This window comes from Acidaminococcus hominis (assembly GCF_022484025.1).
GTDB lineage: Bacteria > Bacillota > Negativicutes > Acidaminococcales > Acidaminococcaceae > Acidaminococcus > Acidaminococcus hominis.
Window position 1 is genome coordinate 1 of sequence record NZ_JAKVMG010000001.1, and the last position, 17753, is coordinate 17753.

Below are 17753 nucleotides of genomic sequence, written 5' to 3' on the forward strand. Positions count from 1 at the left end.
AGCAAGGCCAAAGAATGACATTGAAACCAACCTTCCGCGAACAGCAGCAATGCTGCACCAAGCGAACCTCGGTTTTAATATATTCTAAAAAACACCTCTACAGTTTTCGCAGAAAACTGTAGTAAGTCCTCAACTTTCCTAAAAAATAATGCTTGACATTCCACCTAAACTCTGTTATTATAATCTAGCTGTTGAAACACAGCGAACGAACCCTGAGAACTGAATATTGATTGACAGATGTGCGGGTCAAGTCACCTTTACGGTGATGAGATCGAGTCACTTCGAGACAACGAAGTAAAAAAATCAAAGCTAGTATTTTCAAAAGCCAAGCGGCTTTTCAAAATAATTCTATTTTGGAGAGTTTGATCCTGGCTCAGGACGAACGCTGGCGGCGTGCTTAACACATGCAAGTCGAACGGAGAATTTATTTCGGTAAATTCTTAGTGGCGAACGGGTGAGTAACGCGTAGGCAACCTGCCCTCCAGTTGGGGACAACATTCCGAAAGGAATGCTAATACCGAATGTGATCCCTTTTCCGCATGGAGAAGGGATGAAAGATGGCCTCTATTTATAAGCTATCGCTGGAAGATGGGCCTGCGTCTGATTAGCTAGTTGGTGGGGTAACGGCTCACCAAGGCGATGATCAGTAGCCGGTCTGAGAGGATGAACGGCCACATTGGGACTGAGACACGGCCCAAACTCCTACGGGAGGCAGCAGTGGGGAATCTTCCGCAATGGACGAAAGTCTGACGGAGCAACGCCGCGTGAGTGATGAAGGTCTTCGGATTGTAAAACTCTGTTGTCAGGGACGAATGTGCGAACGTTGAATAAGCGTTTGTATTGACGGTACCTGACGAGGAAGCCACGGCTAACTACGTGCCAGCAGCCGCGGTAATACGTAGGTGGCAAGCGTTGTCCGGAATTATTGGGCGTAAAGAGCATGTAGGCGGGCTTTTAAGTCCGACGTGAAAATGCGGGGCTTAACCCCGTATGGCGTTGGATACTGGAAGTCTTGAGTGCAGGAGAGGAAAGGGGAATTCCCAGTGTAGCGGTGAAATGCGTAGATATTGGGAGGAACACCAGTGGCGAAGGCGCCTTTCTGGACTGTGTCTGACGCTGAGATGCGAAAGCCAGGGTAGCAAACGGGATTAGATACCCCGGTAGTCCTGGCCGTAAACGATGGGTACTAGGTGTAGGAGGTATCGACCCCTTCTGTGCCGGAGTTAACGCAATAAGTACCCCGCCTGGGGACTACGATCGCAAGATTGAAACTCAAAGGAATTGACGGGGGCCCGCACAAGCGGTGGAGTATGTGGTTTAATTCGACGCAACGCGAAGAACCTTACCAAGGCTTGACATTGAGTGAAAGACCTAGAGATAGGTCCCTCTCTTCGGAGACACGAAAACAGGTGGTGCATGGCTGTCGTCAGCTCGTGTCGTGAGATGTTGGGTTAAGTCCCGCAACGAGCGCAACCCTTATCCTATGTTACCAGCACGTAATGGTGGGGACTCATAGGAGACTGCCAGGGATAACCTGGAGGAAGGCGGGGATGACGTCAAGTCATCATGCCCCTTATGTCTTGGGCTACACACGTACTACAATGGTCGGCAACAAAGGGCAGCAAAGCCGCGAGGCAGAGCAAATCCCATAAACCCGACCCCAGTTCGGATCGCAGGCTGCAACCCGCCTGCGTGAAGTTGGAATCGCTAGTAATCGCAGGTCAGCATACTGCGGTGAATACGTTCCCGGGCCTTGTACACACCGCCCGTCACACCACGAAAGTTGGTAACACCCGAAGCCGGTGAGATAACCGTAAGGAGTCAGCTGTCTAAGGTGGGGCCGATGATTGGGGTGAAGTCGTAACAAGGTAGCCGTTCGAGAACGAGCGGCTGGATCACCTCCTTTCTATGGAGAACCGTTGGGTACTACGGTACATCAACTATTCTCGTCGACGCACATCTGTCATAATCAATATTTGGTTTTCAGGGCTCGTCCCTGAACCATGAACCTTGAAAACTTCATAGAAGAGACAAAAATTTAATTTCGATTATATCGAGATTAAAAAATGTGTATGTTGTGATGAACATATACAAACCTCTAATCTAAATGCGAATTTAGAGACGAGTAACGAGAAAACTAGGAACGTTAGTTCCTTAGTAGAACTAGTTGTTTTCGTCAAGAATCGATTTTATTCAAGGAACGAGGAGTGTTTTGCCGCAGATAATACTACAAGGTATATCGAGGACAAAACACGACGAGTGACGCAGAAGAAAACGATTATCGGCGAAAACTTATAAGTCAAGCTACTAAGGGCATACGGCGAATGCCTAGGCACTAAGAGCCGATGAAGGACGCGGTAAGCTGCGAAAAGCTACGGGGAACCGCAAGCAGGTTTTGATCCGTAGATGTCCGAATGGGGAAACCCACCAGCCGTAATGGGCTGGTATCCTTAGGGAAGGGAACCCGGTGAACTGAAACATCTAAGTAGCCGGAGGAAGAGAAATCAAACGAGATGCCCACAGTAGCGGCGAGCGAAGAGGGCAGAGCCTAAACCGGGAAGCTTCGGCTTTCCGGGGTTACGGACTCACATAATTCAAGTTTATCCTAGCCGAATTACCTGGAAAGGTAAGCCACAGAGCATAAAAGCTGCGTAGGTTAAAGGACGAGCAAGATGGTGAGTATCCAGAGTACCACGAAGCACGAGGAATTTTGTGGGAAGTCGGGGGGACCACCCTCCAAGGCTAAACACTACTTAGTGACCGATAGCGCATAGTACCGTGAGGGAAAGGTGAAAAGAACCGCGGGAGCGGAGTGAAAGAGAACCTGAAACCGTATGTCTACAAGCAGTCGGAGCGCAAGCGACGGCGTGCCTATTGAAGAATGAGCCAACGAGTTGCGGGCACTAGCGAGGTTAAGCAGGAAATGCGGAGCCGTAGGGAAACCGAGTCTGAAAAGGGCGATGAGTTAGTGTTCGCAGACCCGAAACTGTAGTGATCTACCCATGATCAGGTTGAAGCACAGGTAAAATTGTGTGGAGGACCGAACCGGTGAGTGTTGAAAAACTTTCGGATGAATCGTGGGTAGCGGTGAAATTCCAATCGAACGCAGAGATAGCTGGTTCTCCTCGAAATAGCTTTAGGGCTAGCCTCAAGCAGTAAGCATAGGCGGTAGAGCACTGATCGGGATAGGGACTGTAATGGTTACCGAACCCTGTCAAACTACGAATGGTTATGCTGCAGAGCTTGGGAGTCAGACTACGAGAGATAAGTCCCGTTGTCAAAAGGGAAACAGCCCAGACCATCAGCTAAGGTCCCCAATGCCATACTAAGTGGAAAAGGATGTGGGGTCTCATAAACAACCAGGATGTTGGCTCAGAAGCAGCCACCATTTAAAGAGTGCGTAATAGCTCACTGGTCGAGAGGCCCTGCGCCGAAGATTCCCGGGGCTAAAGTATGGAACCGAAGCTATGGATGCAAGCTTAGGCTTGCGTGGTAGAGGAGCGTTCCCATCGGGTTGAAGTCGTACTGTAAGGTACGGTGGACTGGTGGGAAGTGAGAATGTTGGCATGAGTAGCGAAAAGAAAGGTGAGAATCCTTTCCACCGAAAGCATAAGGATTCCTGAGCAACGATCGTCGTCTCAGGGTAAGTCGGGACCTAATCCGAGGCAAAGAGCGTAGGAGATGGACAACTGGTTGATATTCCAGTACCGGCAGCAATCGTTTGAACAATGGAGTGACGCAGGAAGGCAGGTCCGCACGAGATTGGTAGTTCGTGTGCAAGCATGCAGGCTGGTGTACAGGCAAATCCGTACACTGAGGCTGAGGTGTGACGCGGAGGGAACTTGTTCCCGAAGGGATTGAGCCTACGCTGCCGAGAAAAGCTTCTAGTGAGAAAGCTGCCGCCCGTACCGTAAACCGACACAGGTATGCGGGGAGAGAATCCTAAGGTGCGCGGGAGAACCCTCGTTAAGGAACTCGGCAAAATGTACCCGTAACTTCGGGATAAGGGTAGCCATCGTGGTGAAAGGACTAGCTCCTGGAGCCTAGGATGGTCGCAGAGAAGAGGCCCAAGCGACTGTTAACCAGAAACACAGGTGCCTGCGAAAGAGAAATCTGATGTATAGGTGCTGACACCTGCCCAGTGCTGGAAGGTTAAAGAAGGATGTCCGGGTTCGACCCAAAGCATTCGACTGAAGCCCCAGTGAACGGCGGCCGTAACTATAACGGTCCTAAGGTAGCGAAATTCCTTGTCGGGTAAGTTCCGACCCGCACGAAAGGTGTAACGATTTGGGCACTGTCTCAACGAGGGACCCGGTGAAATTGAAATACCTGTGAAGATGCAGGTTACCCGCGACTGGACAGAAAGACCCCATGGAGCTTTACTGTAACCTAATATTGGGTTCTGATATTTGATGCACAGGATAGGTGGGAGGCAGAGATGGTAGTCCTTTGGGATTACCGGAGCCGCCGTTGGGATACCACCCTTCAACTATCGGGATTCTAACCGAGCGAGTAACGATCGCCGGGACATTGTTAGGCGGGCAGTTTGACTGGGGCGGTCGCCTCCTAAAGAGTAACGGAGGCGCCCAAAGGTTCCCTCAGCGCGGACGGAAACCGCGCGCGGAGTGTAAAGGCAGAAGGGAGCTTGACTGCGAGCCAAACACGGCGAGCAGGTACGAAAGTAGGGCTTAGTGATCCGGTGGCATCCAAGTGGAAGGGCCATCGCTCAACGGATAAAAGCTACCCTGGGGATAACAGGCTAATCTCTCCCAAGAGTCCATATCGACGGGGAGGTTTGGCACCTCGATGTCGGCTCATCACATCCTGGGGCTGAAGTCGGTCCCAAGGGCTGGGCTGTTCGCCCATTAAAGTGGTACGTGAGCTGGGTTCAGAACGTCGTGAGACAGTTCGGTCCCTATCCATCGCGGGCGTAAGAGATTTGAAGGGGGCTGCTCCTAGTACGAGAGGACCGGAGTGGACAGACCGCTGGTGTACCAATTATCCTGCCAAGGGTATAGTTGGGTAGCTACGTCTGGAACGGATAAACGCTGAAAGCATCTAAGCGTGAAGCCATCCTTAAGATGAGATCTCTCACGGAGTAATCCGGTAAGACACCTTGAAGAACACAAGGTTGATAGGCAGGATGTGTAAGCACAGCAATGTGTTCAGCTGACCTGTACTAATATGTCGAGGGCTTGACTTAAACCGCAAGTCCAAGAAGTAAAGAACGTCTCTTCATGAAGTTTTGAAGGCTCATGCCTTCTAATTGATAATCCGGTGGTTATGGCTGAAGGGATCCACCTGTTCCCATGCCGAACACAGTAGTTAAGCCTTCATACGCCGAAAGTACTCGACTGGAAACGGTCCGGGAGGATAGGAAGCTGCCGGTTAGGCAAGACCCGAGTGATGATTCACTCGGGTTTTTTCTTATATAAAAAACAATAACCCAGCCCTTCCCGGGGAGAGCCCGGGGATAGGGCTGGGTTGTCTATTATCTGGGGGCGGTGGTTAAACGTACTGCCTGCGATTCACTGAAGGCGCGGGCCAGTGTGATTCTGCGGCGCTGGCTAGCGATTATGGTTTTCATCCAGGTATTAGCGGCCACCGGCCGCCTGCCTTCTCCGCCCATTGTCTTCTCCGTTTCAGCTGTGGAACAGCTGAAATGGGGAAGATGCGCCTAGCATAAGAATTCCAAAGGCGCAGATGGGGCGTGTTCAAGGGAAGGTGCCTGACGCCAGGAAGGCGGTTGGGGCAGGCCAAGCGTTTTACATTTCTCAGTTTGCATCTAATCCTGGTGTTGAACCCCAACCTTGTTCCGCTTTTGCACTGGGGGCGGAACGTTCCTTCCCCTTCTACAGTGCGTGCCAAGCAGCGCACTGTTAAGTGGAAGGCATACGGCCTTCGGCCGAAATGTTGGGAGAGGTCTGTCGAATGCCGGGTATTGCGGTTTTCATCCAGGTGTTAGCGGGCACCGCCCGCTTGCCTTCTCCGCCCCACAGTGGTCCAAGGCGGGGAAGGTGCCTGACGTCAGGAAGGCGGTTGGGGCGGTCCAGACATTATGATTTCAGTAGTGAACTACTGGAATACATGACTTAGCCCTCCGGGCATTTTGGTTGCGAACTCCATCCGCCGGCGAATTGCCGGCACCTTCCTCTTCTACAGTGCGTGCCAAGCAGCGCACTGTTAAGTGGAAGGCAGCGGCCTTCGGCCGAAATCCTGGGAGAGGTCCGCTTGATATTGGGTTTTACGTTTCTCATTCGGGTATTATGGCTTTCATTCGGTTTTTGCGGCCACCGGCTGCTAGCCTTCTCCGCCCATTGTCTCCTCCATTTCGCCGTGGAAACGGCTGAAATGGGGGAGATGCGCCTATTCCAAGGCTACTAGAGGCGCAGAGGGGGAGAGTGGACGTAGGGAAGGTGCCTGACGCCAGGAAGGCGGTTGGGGCAGGCCAGGTATTATTTTTTCATCCAGGCAATACTCCTTTTACTCATCTAATTCTTTTTTCTTCCGTGCGGTAATTTTCATATGATATCGGTTCATTTTTTCAACCATAGCCTTCACTTTATTATCAATGTCTGTACAAACCACATCAAATTGTTGATTTACTTCCAAATTCGTATATCGCAATACCTGAATTCCCATTTTGGCTAGAAATTCCGTGCGCTTTTGATCATATACCCTTGCAGCATCTTCATAATGTTGACTGCCGTCCAATTCAATGGCCAGCTTTAATTGGACACAGTAAAAATCAACGATATATTCTCCGATTACTTTTTGCCTGCGCCATCTGATCCAGTAGCCGCGGAGGAAGTTGTACCATAGTTTCCTCTCTTGCTTGGTCATGTTTTTCCGTAATTCTCGGGCATTGTTCATCAGTTCTTTGTGTCGTTCTGTCTGCGTATATTCCATAATTCTTACTCCTTTGCGCATAGATATCCTCATAGTAACGAAACAAATAGGGGCTGTCTATAGCTTGAGAACGAACGGGAAGAATGGGCATAGGAACGGGAAACGGGTACTATTTTAGGCAGTAGTTATCGACTTGCTGACTAGATTGTTCTGCACTACAATCCTTGATTCTCTCAATTCCCAATTTTTATGAGTGCAGGATTTATCATCAATAAATTCCCAGTGTACCAATTCACGCCCATACCTTGTTGTAAACTCCATCCGCCGGCTAATTCGCCGGCACCTTCCTCTTCTACAGTGCGTGCCAAGCAGCGCACTGTTAAGGGGAAGGCAGCGGCCTTCGGCCGAAATGCTGGGAAAGGTCTGCTTGAAATTGGGTTTTACGTTTCTCATTCGGGTATTATGATTATCAATTGGTCAGTGCAGATTCAGCTCATAACGCCTGGTTTAAACCAGTTACTAATTCTTTTCAGCAGATTTTAGCGGCCACCGGCCGCTTGCCTTCTCCGCCCCACAGTGGTGCAAGGTGGTGTGCTCCCCGTCAAGTAGACAGTTCCTAATAATATAAACCTCTACGCCGCCATTTGGTAGCTATTATGTTTTTGCATAGGGGTCAAACGGCCCAAATTCCGCTGCAAACGGCCACTGTTGTAATACTCCATGTAGTTATTAATCATCGTTACCAAAGCTTTACGGCTGTCGAAGTCACGAGTATAGTACCGTTCTCTTTTCAGCATGCCCCAGAAGCCTTCCATCGGGCCATTATCAATGCATTTTCCTATCCGTGACATACTCTGCGTCATACCAGCATCTAGAATCATCTTGCGGAAATCCCTGCAGGTGTATTGGAATCCCCGGTCAGAGTGAAACAGGGGATGCGCGCCAGGGTTTTTCAACAATGCCTTATTGAAGGTATTGAATACCAAATTTTTATCGTTCCGGTTGCTTATCACATAGGAAACAATTCGTCTGTCATACAGGTCAATAATCGCGCTCAGATATACCTTATGCACAACTACCCCCTCATAGTAGTGAAATTCTGAGACGTCAGTACACCATTTCTGGTTAGGGGCATCGGCTTTAAATTCCCTATTCAAGATATTTTCTGCAATGTATGCAGGATCTATTGCACGCTGGGTGCAGCCCTTAGGGGCATATTTAATCGTAGACTTTATATTTATCACTCGACAAAGATGAAGAACGCGACCGTCACCAATTGCTATTGGTTTCGTGTCAGGATAGATCTTCTTATTTGGGGCTCGTAAGTCATCAGCTATTCGTCTGTACCCTTTAGCTGGGTCAGCCTTGTATATCTCTTCTATTCTTTTAGCAATTTCCTTGTCGTCAATTTCGCGTGCTGAAGGCTCTCTATGAAGCCATTTGTAGTAGCCGGCCCGGGACACTTTTCCCAATTTGCACAGGCCAAGAATAGGGTAATTCTTTTCAGCGTGCAGTTCTTTAATGGCTTCATAAATGGCTCCATATCTTATTTGTGTGAATCCCGCCTCCTTTCCACAATATCGAGTTTTTTTAGGAAATCAATCTCCATATCCTTGGCTTTGAGTTTTGCATTAGCCAGTTTGAGTTCAGCTTTCATACACTCATATTCTGTAGGGGCTTCTTCAGGGACTTCTACTGGCTTCCTGTGTCCGCGCCCATCTATGAGTCCTTCGGTATTGTACTTATTATATTTTAAGACGTAATTTCTGACTTGCTGGTAGGAAACCTTAAACTTTTCAGCGGTTTCATGGTAAGCATTCCCGTTTTCAATGCAGTATTTTACGATTTCAACGCGCTCGTCAAAGGTCGTTTGTCTAGCTTTAGTCATGATCTTGGCACCTCCAGTACCCGAACTTTTTAGTTCCTCATGACTATTATACTTCTTTAACCAGTCTCTGATTTGACGAGAACTTTTTAATCCGTATTTTTGTACCAGCTGGGACATAGTCGTTTCGCCCTTAAGATATTCCTCTACGCATTGGATCTTAAGATCAGCAGAATAACTTTTAACCTGTCTTTTGTTAAATACCTCAGGACCATTTCCTATATATTCATCTACCCAATACTGTACTGCTTTCCAGTGAACCCCTAACCTTTTTGCAGAAACCATTGGTGATTCTTCATGAGCAAGAACAGCTTTGACAGCCTTTAATTTATCCTCTGCACTGACTTTCGATATAGACATTTTACATACTCTCCTTTCAACGAATCCAGGAGGTTTAACTATATGCCAGTCTACTTTATTCATAGCATACCAAGGCGGGGAAGGTGCCTGACGCCAGGAAGGCGGTTGGGGCGGTCCAGGCATTATGATTTCAGTAGTGAACTACTGGAATACATGACTTAGCCCTCCGGGCATCCTGGTGTTGAACCCCAACCTTGTTCCGCTTCTGCACTGGGGGCGGAACGTTCCTTCCCCTTCTACAGTGCGTGCCAAGCAGCGCACTGTTAAGTGGAAGGCAAAGGCCTTCGGCCGAAATTCTAGGAGAGGTAGGCTTGATATTGGGATTTACGTTTCTCATTCAGGCATTAGGCTATTTACCCAGGCGTTTGCGGCCACCGGCCGTCTGCCTTACCCTCCTATTCCCCAGCTACTAGAGGCGCAGGGGGGCGGCAGACGGGGGCTCCCCCTCCCGATCAATACCTTCATCTTGATTCCTCAACAGCTTGAAGCCTCCCATTGTCCCGGGCTTCAAGCTGTTGGTATTTTCCTTATTCTTTTAGCTCCACCGTATATTACATTTCCTCTCTGCTTTTTCCTCTCCCAACTAATGTACACCTTCAGTACAATTGACGAATTCCTCAGCCACTAGAGGTGCAGGGGGGCGGCAGACGGGGGCTCCCCCCGCAATCAATACCTTCATCTTGATTCCTCAACAGCTTGAAGCCTCCCGCTGCCCCGGCTTCAAGCTGTTGGTATTTTTCTTTAATCCTCCAATTCTACTGTATTTCTCCCTTTCCTCCAATCGATTCCTCTCCCTACCACTGTACACACCTTTAGTATAATTGACGAATTCCCCAGCTGCTAGGGGCGCAGGGGGGCGGCAGACGGGGGCTCCCCCCGCAATCAATACCTTCATCTTGATTCCTCAACAGCTTGAAGCCTTCCGCTGCCCCTGGCTTCAAGCTGTTGGTATTTTTCTTCATTCTTCCAATTCTACTGTATTTCTCCCCTCCTTCCAATCGATTCCTCTCTCAACTACTGTACACACCTTCAGTACTATTGACAAATTCCTCCTCCTTTGCTATGATTATCATGCAAACAATACCTAGGTAGGGTATGTGGAACAATCAATCTTGTCATTTTGTCCCACTCTTTCTTCTCTCTTTCTTCCCTGCCTTTCATTTCGACAAATCCTTTTTCGATTTGTCCGTCAAGGAGGTCTTTTCCGTGAAACAATATATGGTAACGGGTATGACGTGCGCCTCTTGTCAGGCGCATGTGGAGAAGGCGGTGGCTGCCGTCCCCGGGGTCAAATCTGTGTCGGTATCGCTTTTGACCAATAGTATGGGGGTGGAGGGTTCCGCTGACGATGCGACCATTATTAAGGCCGTGGAGGATGCTGGCTATGGTGCTTCTGTCAAGGGTGCGCAGACCCAGAAGCAGGGGGTAGCTGAGAAGCTGGCGGCGGACGAGGAGGCGCTGAAGGATCATGATACGCCGAAATTGCGCCGGCGGTTGATTCTTTCCTTGGGCTTCCTGGTAGTGCTGATGTATCTCACCATGGGGCACAATATGCTGAACTGGCCGGTGCCCGAGCTTCTCTCCGGGAATCTGCCGGGGCTGATGCTGACCCAGGTGTTCCTGGCTCTCATTGTCATGGGCATCAACCGGGCGTTCTTCATCAGCGGGTTCAAGTCCCTGATGCACGGGGCTCCCAATATGGATACGCTGGTTGCTTTGGGCTCCTCGGTTTCTTTCCTGTGGAGCACGGCGGTGTTCTACAATATTTCCTATCTCATGAGTCAGGGCGCTTCCTACGCCCAGCTGCTGCCGCTGTACAAAGGGGATTTGTACTTTGAAACGGCAGCTATGATTCCTTCCTTGATTACCTTAGGGAAGATGCTGGAGGCCATGTCCAAGGGCCGGACCACGGATGCCCTGAAGGGGCTGATGAAGATGGCTCCCAAGACAGCGGTGCTGCTCCGGGACGGCCAGGAGGTTACGGTCTCCATTGATGATGTGCAGATCGGCGACATTTTCGCCGTGCGCCCTGGGGAAAATATCCCTGTGGACGGTGTGGTGGTCAAGGGTTCTTCTGCGGTAAACGAATCCGCCCTGACGGGCGAAAGCCTGCCGGTGGACAAGAACCCTGGGGACAAGGTTTCCACCGCCACCATGAACCAATCCGGGTACCTGGAATGCCGGGCTACCCGGGTAGGGGAAGACACCACCCTGAGCCAGATTATCAAACTGGTCAGCGATGCGGCGGCCACCAAGGCCCCCATTGCCCGGATTGCGGATAAGGTTTCTGCAGTATTCGTCCCCACCATCATCGGGGTGGCCGTGGTCACCACCTTGGGCTGGCTGTTTGCCGGCGCACCGCTGGGTCAGGCCATTGCCCGTGGGATTGCGGTGCTGGTTATCGCCTGCCCCTGCGCCCTGGGCCTGGCAACCCCTGTAGCCATTATGGTGGGCAGCGGCGTAGGTGCCAAGAACGGTATCCTGTTCAAAACCTCCCAGTCCCTGGAAGCTGCCGGCAAGGTCTCCATTGTGGCCTTGGATAAAACCGGTACCATTACCAAAGGGCAGCCCAAGGTAACGGATATTGTGCCCGCCCCTGGCTATACCAAAGAAAGTCTGCTGCAGCTGGCCTATGACCTGGAACAAAAATCCGAGCATCCGCTGGCCAAGGCTGTGGTAGAAGAAGCGGATAAAAACGGCCTGAAGGCTGAAAACGTAGATGATTTTAAAGCCCTGCCCGGGAACGGGCTGGAAGTGACTCGCGGCGGCGAGAAACTGGTAGGGGGCAGCCTGACCTACCTGCGCTCCCTGGGGGCGGCAACCCAGAAACTGGAAGCCAAAGCGGCTGAACTGGCCTCTGACGGGAAAACCCCGCTGCTGTTTGCCGCAAATGGCAAGGCTGCCGGCCTGATTGCCGTAGCCGACGTCATTAAGGAAGACTCCGCCAAAGCCATCAAGGAACTGCAAAACATGGGCATTACCGTGGTCATGCTGACCGGGGATAACGAACGCACTGCCGAAGCCATTGGCCGTCAGGCCGGGGTGGACAAGGTAGTGGCCGGCGTCCTGCCGGAAGGCAAGGAAGCCGTGATCCGCAAGCTCCAGCAGTTTGGCTCCGTAGCCATGGTAGGGGACGGCATCAACGACGCCCCGGCCCTGACCCGGGCTGACATTGGTATCGCTATTGGCGCCGGTGCCGACGTGGCCATTGATTCCGCTGATATCGTCCTGATGAACAGCCGCCTGTCCGATGTGTCCGCTGCTGTCCGGCTGAGCCGGGGCACCGTTACCAACATCCACGAGAACCTGTTCTGGGCCTTCTTCTACAACGTGATCTGCATTCCCCTGGCCGCCGGCCTGTTCTCCTACAAGATGAACCCCATGGTAGGCGCCGCCGCCATGAGCGTGTCCAGCTTCACCGTGTGCATGAATGCTCTGCGGCTGAACCTGTTCAAGCTCCATAACGCCGGTCACGATAAGAAACGGAAAAACGATGCCAGAGAAGCCGTTCTGAAAGAACAGCTGAACCCCGCCCCTGCAACTGCCTGCCCCGTGCCAGCAGCCCCTGTGAAACTCCAGGGAGCACCCCTGCCGGAACAGCCTGCCCAAGGCCAAACCATTACCCTCAACGTGAAAGGCATGATGTGCGCCCATTGCGAAGGCAGAGTGAAGAAAGCATTAGAAGCCCTGCCGGGCGTAGTCAGCGCAGCCCCCAGCCACGAAGCCGGGAATGCTGTAGTGGTCACCACCCAGCCCCTGGATGACGCTGCGGTGAAAGAAACCATTGCCAAGGCCGGGTATGAATACCTGGGCCGGGCCGAAGTTCCTAAGGAAACTACCATTACTCTCAACGTCAAAGGAATGATGTGCGCCCATTGCGAGGGCAGAGTGAAGAAAGCCCTGGAAGCCCTGCCGGGCGTAGTCAGCGCAGCCCCCAGCCACGAAGCTGGGAACGCTGTAGTGGTCACCACCCAGCCCCTGGATGACGCTGCGGTGAAAGAAGCCATTACTAAGGCCGGGTATGAATACCTGGGCCATGCGGCATAAGCGAATACGAAATAAGAAAGCCGTCTGATGAGGAGAAATCCCTTGTCAGGCGGCTTGTTTTATGTAAGCATTAAACGAGTACCGGCCCCGCATTGGCAGATTCAAAACACACCCTGCCCGTCAACACCCAACGCCCTTAATTTGCTTTATTTTCTTATTCTTGCTATAATCTTTACATATACTTTACAAATTTTGGTATATTTCGAATCCAATTAGAACAAGGAGTGTTGGTATGCATTTGAATTTTGGGGAGAAGCGAGAAAATTTACGCAAGGCGGGGGTATTCTGTATTGTTTATATGCTCCTGCTGTATGTGATCCTTTCCTTAATTACAGGGGCACCGTATCTGCATGGGTTTCGATATGTCTTATTTGCGGCATTGTTAAATGCCTTGGCTGGGTATTATTGGCATTATGATACTCGCTACCTGGGAATTACGGCATTTATGACGTTCTTTTTGACTTCAGGTTCCTGGGTGCAGCTGCTGGATCATGCCCAGCTGACACCTTATATGGTACTGGGAAATGTATCTTTTGCCGGGGCTCTCTGGGCAGGACTGCTGCTCTTTTGGGTATTTATGCGGCAGGCAGGGAATACCCTGGGGGTATCGCTGCTGGGAAAATGCATCGGCAATGTTCTTCTTGGGGCAGGGCTCTTGGTATTATCCTTATTTAATACCATATTTTGGGGCTATTTTGCCATAAGCCGGCATTATCTGCGGCCGGATATTGTTATGACCGTCTACCAGACCAACCTGAAGGAAGCCTTGGATTACCTTAGCTCTCAACCTATGTCCCACCTGCTGTTGGTGGTGCCGGTGCTGTTCTTGTTCGGGCTGGGATTCTATAAAATTCTGCACTATTTATGCCAAACAGGAAGCCCTTCCAAGCACAGCCAAAAATTCACCAAAGGCAGCCTGGTGCTGCTTCCGGTGTGCCTTCTACTTATACGGCTGATTCTTTTTATGTCCGGCCAAACAACGGCCCAAAGTTTTCAGCGCTACGAACCCTTTCGGATTATTATTGCGGTGCAGGATTCTGTCCGCAGCTATCAGGACTTTGCTGCCAATAAGGCCAAACGTCAGGCACAGTTGGCCCAATTGGGAACGCTCCCGGTAAGCCCCGGCCATCAGGGCCTGTACGTGCTGGTCATCGGCGAATCCAATACCCGGGACCATATGGGGGTATATGGCTATGCCCGGGCAACCACGCCATTTCTTAGCCAACTGGCCCAGGAAAAGAAAGCCATGATTTTCCCCCATGCCTATTCCAACCATACCCATACCGTGCCTACCCTGACCTATGCCCTTACCGAGAAAAACCAGTACAACCAGGTAAAACCGGAAGACGCCTATTCCCTTACGGAAGTGGCCCAGGCCGCAGGCTTTTCCACCTACTGGTACAGCAACCAGACCCGGTATGGCGCTTGGGCTACCCCGGTTACGGAAATAGGCTCTACCGCCCAGCATCAGGTCTGGCTCAACGGAGAAATCGGAGAGAGCAGTTATGCAGCCTATCATGATGGCCTGCTGGTGGAAAAAGCCGCCAAAGACCTGTCCCAGGCAGAGAACGCACTGATTGTCATCCATCTTAAAGGAGAACATACCAAATACCCTGACCGCTATCCAGCAGAATTTGCAAAGTTTACCGGCAGTGCCAATCCTAGGGTGGACCAGTACGACAATGCAGTCCTATACACAGATGATGTCCTGAAGCAGATTTACCAACTGGCCAGTAAGAATCCCCATTTCCAAGGTCTGGTGTATTTCTCTGATCACGGCGAAGAAGTAGAGCAGGGAAAGAGCCACGAGAGCACCAAATTCACCCCGCCCATGAGCCATATTCCCTTGATTTTGGTACTGTCCCCTACCTACCAGCAGCAGAATCCTGCTTTGTACCGGACCCTTACCCAGCAACGGCAGAATTATTGGACCAATGACCTGGCCTATAACCTGCTGGTGGAGCTGATGGGCATTCAGAATCTCCCTCTGACAGAACTACAATTTACTTTAGGCAACCCAGCTTATGACAGGAATCAAGAAAATTTACGTACCCTTCATGGGGAACGGAAACTGGAGTAAGTGAAAATGTAATTGAACAGCAAAAGAAATGAGATAAATATGCTGTCTGACAAAAACTATTTCGTTTGTCAGACGGCTTTTCATAGAAATTGACAAAACTTCTTACTGGATAATTAATAAGGATTGAAAATGGCCTGTTTCCTTGTAAAAGCCAGCCTAAAAGGGTATAATTTTTTATATACGCTTTTTATACATGGGGTATTAAGGAAAATCTGTTAAAGGGGAGAATCGACTATGACCGCAGCTGAGAAAACCATGTCTTCCTCCAGCTCTTTTATTCATCACCATTTGAATTACTTTTTGCCGGCGGTGTTTACCATTACCGACTGGCTGTTTATATTACTGGCTGAGTCTTGTGCATATTCCCTGCGAAACTGCATTATGGGCAGCCAGTATTTTCATATTGCCTGGGCCAATTTCTACCTGGTATTTCCGCTGTCGTTCATCCTGTTTTTCCGGCATGCCCAGGTGTACCAGCGCCGGATGGCCTTTTGGAAAATGCTCCAGCGGATGTTTGATGCCTGTACCTACGCTATCATTTTTATTATCTTCTTTATGTATGCCACCCATATTGCAGCCAGCACTTCCCGACTGTTTGTAGGACTGTTCTGGATTCTGTCCTTTGTCTTTGCGGCCATTTCCCGGTACATTATGACCTGGGTCCTGGAATGGGCCGGGGTGGGCCGGATTCCGGTGCTCCTGGTAGGCGGCGGTAAAACCGCCCGGCTGCTGCTGCGGGGGCTGCGGGAGGACATTGGCATGGCCTTTCATATTGTAGGCTATGTGGATGATGGAGGCCCTCAGAAGGAAAATGTAGGGAATCTGCCCTACCTGGGCACCTTTCACGATATCCCGGACATTATTCAACAGACGGAAGTCCAGGATGTATTCATTGCAGCCCCTGGGCTGCCCCCGGCCAAGCTGGACCAGCTGATGCACAAAATCCAGCCCCTGGTACGGAACCTGTCCTTTGTACCTGACCTGATTGGTCTGCCCCTAAATGGGGTGGTGGTGGAGAACGTGTACCAGGAACGGGTACCTCTCATGAGCCTCCAGAACAACCTGGCCCGGCCCTACAATAGAATGGTAAAGCGGATCTTCGACCTGGTGGTAACGACCCTTGGTACTATCTGCATCAGTCCTATTTTGTTGCTGCTGGCCATTTTGGTGAAATTGGATTCCCCAGGCCCCGTGTTCTTTGCCCATAAGCGTATCGGTAAGGATGGGAAAGAATTTCCTTGTCTGAAATTTCGCAGCATGTGTGTAGATGCGGATGTGAAGCTGAAAGAATACCTGGCCGCCAACCTGGAGGCTAAAAAGGAATGGGACGCCGAGTTTAAGCTAAAAGACGACCCCCGGGTCACCCGGATGGGACGGATTCTCCGCCGTACCAGTTTGGACGAACTGCCCCAGCTGTTTAACGTGCTCCGGGGAGAAATGAGCCTGGTGGGACCCCGGCCCATTGTCAAGGCAGAGATTCCCAAATATGGGGATTACATTCACGACTTTTATATGGTTCACCCCGGCATTACCGGCATGTGGCAGGTAAACGGCCGCAGCGATACCACCTACGAAGAACGGGTCCAGATGGATTCTTGGTACGTACGAAACTGGTCCGTGTGGCTGGATATTATGCTGCTGTGGAAAACGGTAGGCGTGGTGCTGAGTCATAAAGGTGCATATTGATAGAAAATTGAGCAGGGAGTACGGAAACAATGGATATTAAAATATTGGTTGCAGCCCATAAAGCCTATTGGATGCCTGAAAATCCAGTTTATCCGCCACTACAGGTGGGGGCTGAGGGCAAGCCAAAGCTTGGTTATACCCCGGATAACACGGGAGACAATATTTCAGCCAAGAATCCCTGTTTTTGTGAATTGACGGGGCTGTACTGGGCCTGGAAGAACCTGGACTGCGAATATATTGGCTTGTGCCATTACCGGCGGTATTTTGGGAAAACAATCCATACCGATGATATCGAGAAGAAAAAACAGGCCATTTTTCACCAAAAAGATTATGAGCGGCTGCTCCAGCAATATGACGTAATCCTTCCGGAAAAACGCCACTATTATATTGAAACGGTCCGGAGCCAGTACGAGCATGCCCACTACAAAAAGGACCTGGACTTGGCCGAGCGCTTGGTGGGGGAACTATACCCGGAATACAGCAAAGCTTTTACTCAGGTCATGAATCGCCGGTCCCTGCATATTCTCAATATGTTTGTGATGAAGAAAAGTCTGTTTGATGCCTATTGTCAATGGCTGTTTCCTATCCTTTTTGCTATGGAAAAGCAGGTGGATATAACGGGCTACAGTCCTTATGAGCAGCGACTGTACGGCTTTTTGTCTGAGCGGTTATTTAATGTGTGGTTGGAAAAACAGCAGCTAAAGACCTGTGAGGTGCCTGTGGTATTCCTGGAAAAAATTGATTGGGTAAAGAAAGGAACTGCGTTTTTGCAAAGAAAGTTTCGCAAACGGTAAAAGAATGGTATTATTGGATTACTCAGTTTGTTTCCTGTGGTATTTGCTGTGA

7 protein-coding genes and 3 rRNA genes are annotated in these 17753 nt (G+C 50.4%); 7 read left to right on the forward strand and 3 right to left on the reverse strand.

The annotated features are described in order from the left end of the window. Nucleotides 1-350: 350 nt before the first annotated feature. The 3 genes from LKE88_RS00005 to rrf all read left to right on the forward strand — a co-directional run bounded on the left by LKE88_RS00005 (nucleotide 351) and on the right by rrf (nucleotide 5390). Nucleotides 351-1906 (forward strand): 16S ribosomal RNA (locus LKE88_RS00005). 391 nt (nucleotides 1907-2297) lie between these two features. Then, a 23S ribosomal RNA gene (locus tag LKE88_RS00010) occupies nucleotides 2298-5203 on the forward strand. A gap of 70 nt (nucleotides 5204-5273) precedes the next feature. Next, nucleotides 5274-5390 (forward strand): 5S ribosomal RNA (gene rrf / locus LKE88_RS00015). The 16S, 23S and 5S rRNA genes sit together here, the layout of an rRNA operon. A gap of 1093 nt (nucleotides 5391-6483) precedes the next feature. Here the strand turns inward: rrf and LKE88_RS00020 are convergent. From LKE88_RS00020 to LKE88_RS00030, 3 genes are all read right to left on the reverse strand, one after another. Next, the gene (locus tag LKE88_RS00020) at nucleotides 6484-6909 is read right to left on the reverse strand and encodes an endonuclease domain-containing protein (protein ID WP_105325889.1); all 426 of its coding nucleotides are present in this window, start codon (nucleotides 6907-6909) and stop codon (nucleotides 6484-6486) included. 572 nt (nucleotides 6910-7481) lie between these two features. Next, complete coding sequence (locus LKE88_RS00025) at nucleotides 7482-8399, reverse strand: IS3 family transposase (protein ID WP_105325363.1); 918 nt, start codon at nucleotides 8397-8399, stop codon at nucleotides 7482-7484. Continuing rightward, a complete protein-coding gene (locus LKE88_RS00030; RefSeq protein ID WP_105325742.1) occupies nucleotides 8396-9157 on the reverse strand; it encodes a helix-turn-helix domain-containing protein in 762 nt (253 codons plus the stop codon). The genes LKE88_RS00025 and LKE88_RS00030 overlap by 4 nt, the downstream gene beginning before the upstream one ends. 1143 nt (nucleotides 9158-10300) lie before the next feature. Between LKE88_RS00030 and LKE88_RS00035 the strand changes: the two genes are divergently transcribed. The 4 genes from LKE88_RS00035 to LKE88_RS00050 all read left to right on the forward strand — a co-directional run bounded on the left by LKE88_RS00035 (nucleotide 10301) and on the right by LKE88_RS00050 (nucleotide 17701). Continuing rightward, nucleotides 10301-13141 carry a heavy metal translocating P-type ATPase gene (locus LKE88_RS00035; RefSeq protein WP_276802258.1) on the forward strand — a complete coding sequence of 947 codons (2841 nt, stop codon included), beginning with the start codon at nucleotides 10301-10303 and terminating at the stop codon, nucleotides 13139-13141. Nucleotides 13142-13373: 232 nt separating this feature from the next. Further along, nucleotides 13374-15221: a phosphoethanolamine transferase gene (locus tag LKE88_RS00040; protein ID WP_276802259.1), complete on the forward strand. Its 1848-nt coding sequence runs from the start codon at nucleotides 13374-13376 to the stop codon at nucleotides 15219-15221. 234 nt (nucleotides 15222-15455) lie between these two features. Further along, a complete protein-coding gene (locus LKE88_RS00045; RefSeq protein ID WP_276802260.1) occupies nucleotides 15456-16907 on the forward strand; it encodes a sugar transferase in 1452 nt (483 codons plus the stop codon). Nucleotides 16908-16936: 29 nt separating this feature from the next. After that, entirely contained in the window at nucleotides 16937-17701 is a 765-nt protein-coding gene (locus tag LKE88_RS00050) for a DUF4422 domain-containing protein (RefSeq protein WP_276802261.1), read from the forward strand. Nucleotides 17702-17753 lie beyond the last annotated feature (52 nt).

Coding starts and splice junctions, on each gene's coding strand:
- LKE88_RS00020 (WP_105325889.1), bottom strand. CDS start 6,909: ATGGAATATACGCAGACAGAACGACACAAAGAACTGATGAACAATGCC.
- LKE88_RS00030 (WP_105325742.1), bottom strand. CDS start 9,157: ATGAATAAAGTAGACTGGCATATAGTTAAACCTCCTGGATTCGTTGAA.
- LKE88_RS00040 (WP_276802259.1), top strand. CDS start 13,374: ATGCATTTGAATTTTGGGGAGAAGCGAGAAAATTTACGCAAGGCGGGG.
- LKE88_RS00045 (WP_276802260.1), top strand. CDS start 15,456: ATGACCGCAGCTGAGAAAACCATGTCTTCCTCCAGCTCTTTTATTCAT.
- LKE88_RS00050 (WP_276802261.1), top strand. CDS start 16,937: ATGGATATTAAAATATTGGTTGCAGCCCATAAAGCCTATTGGATGCCT.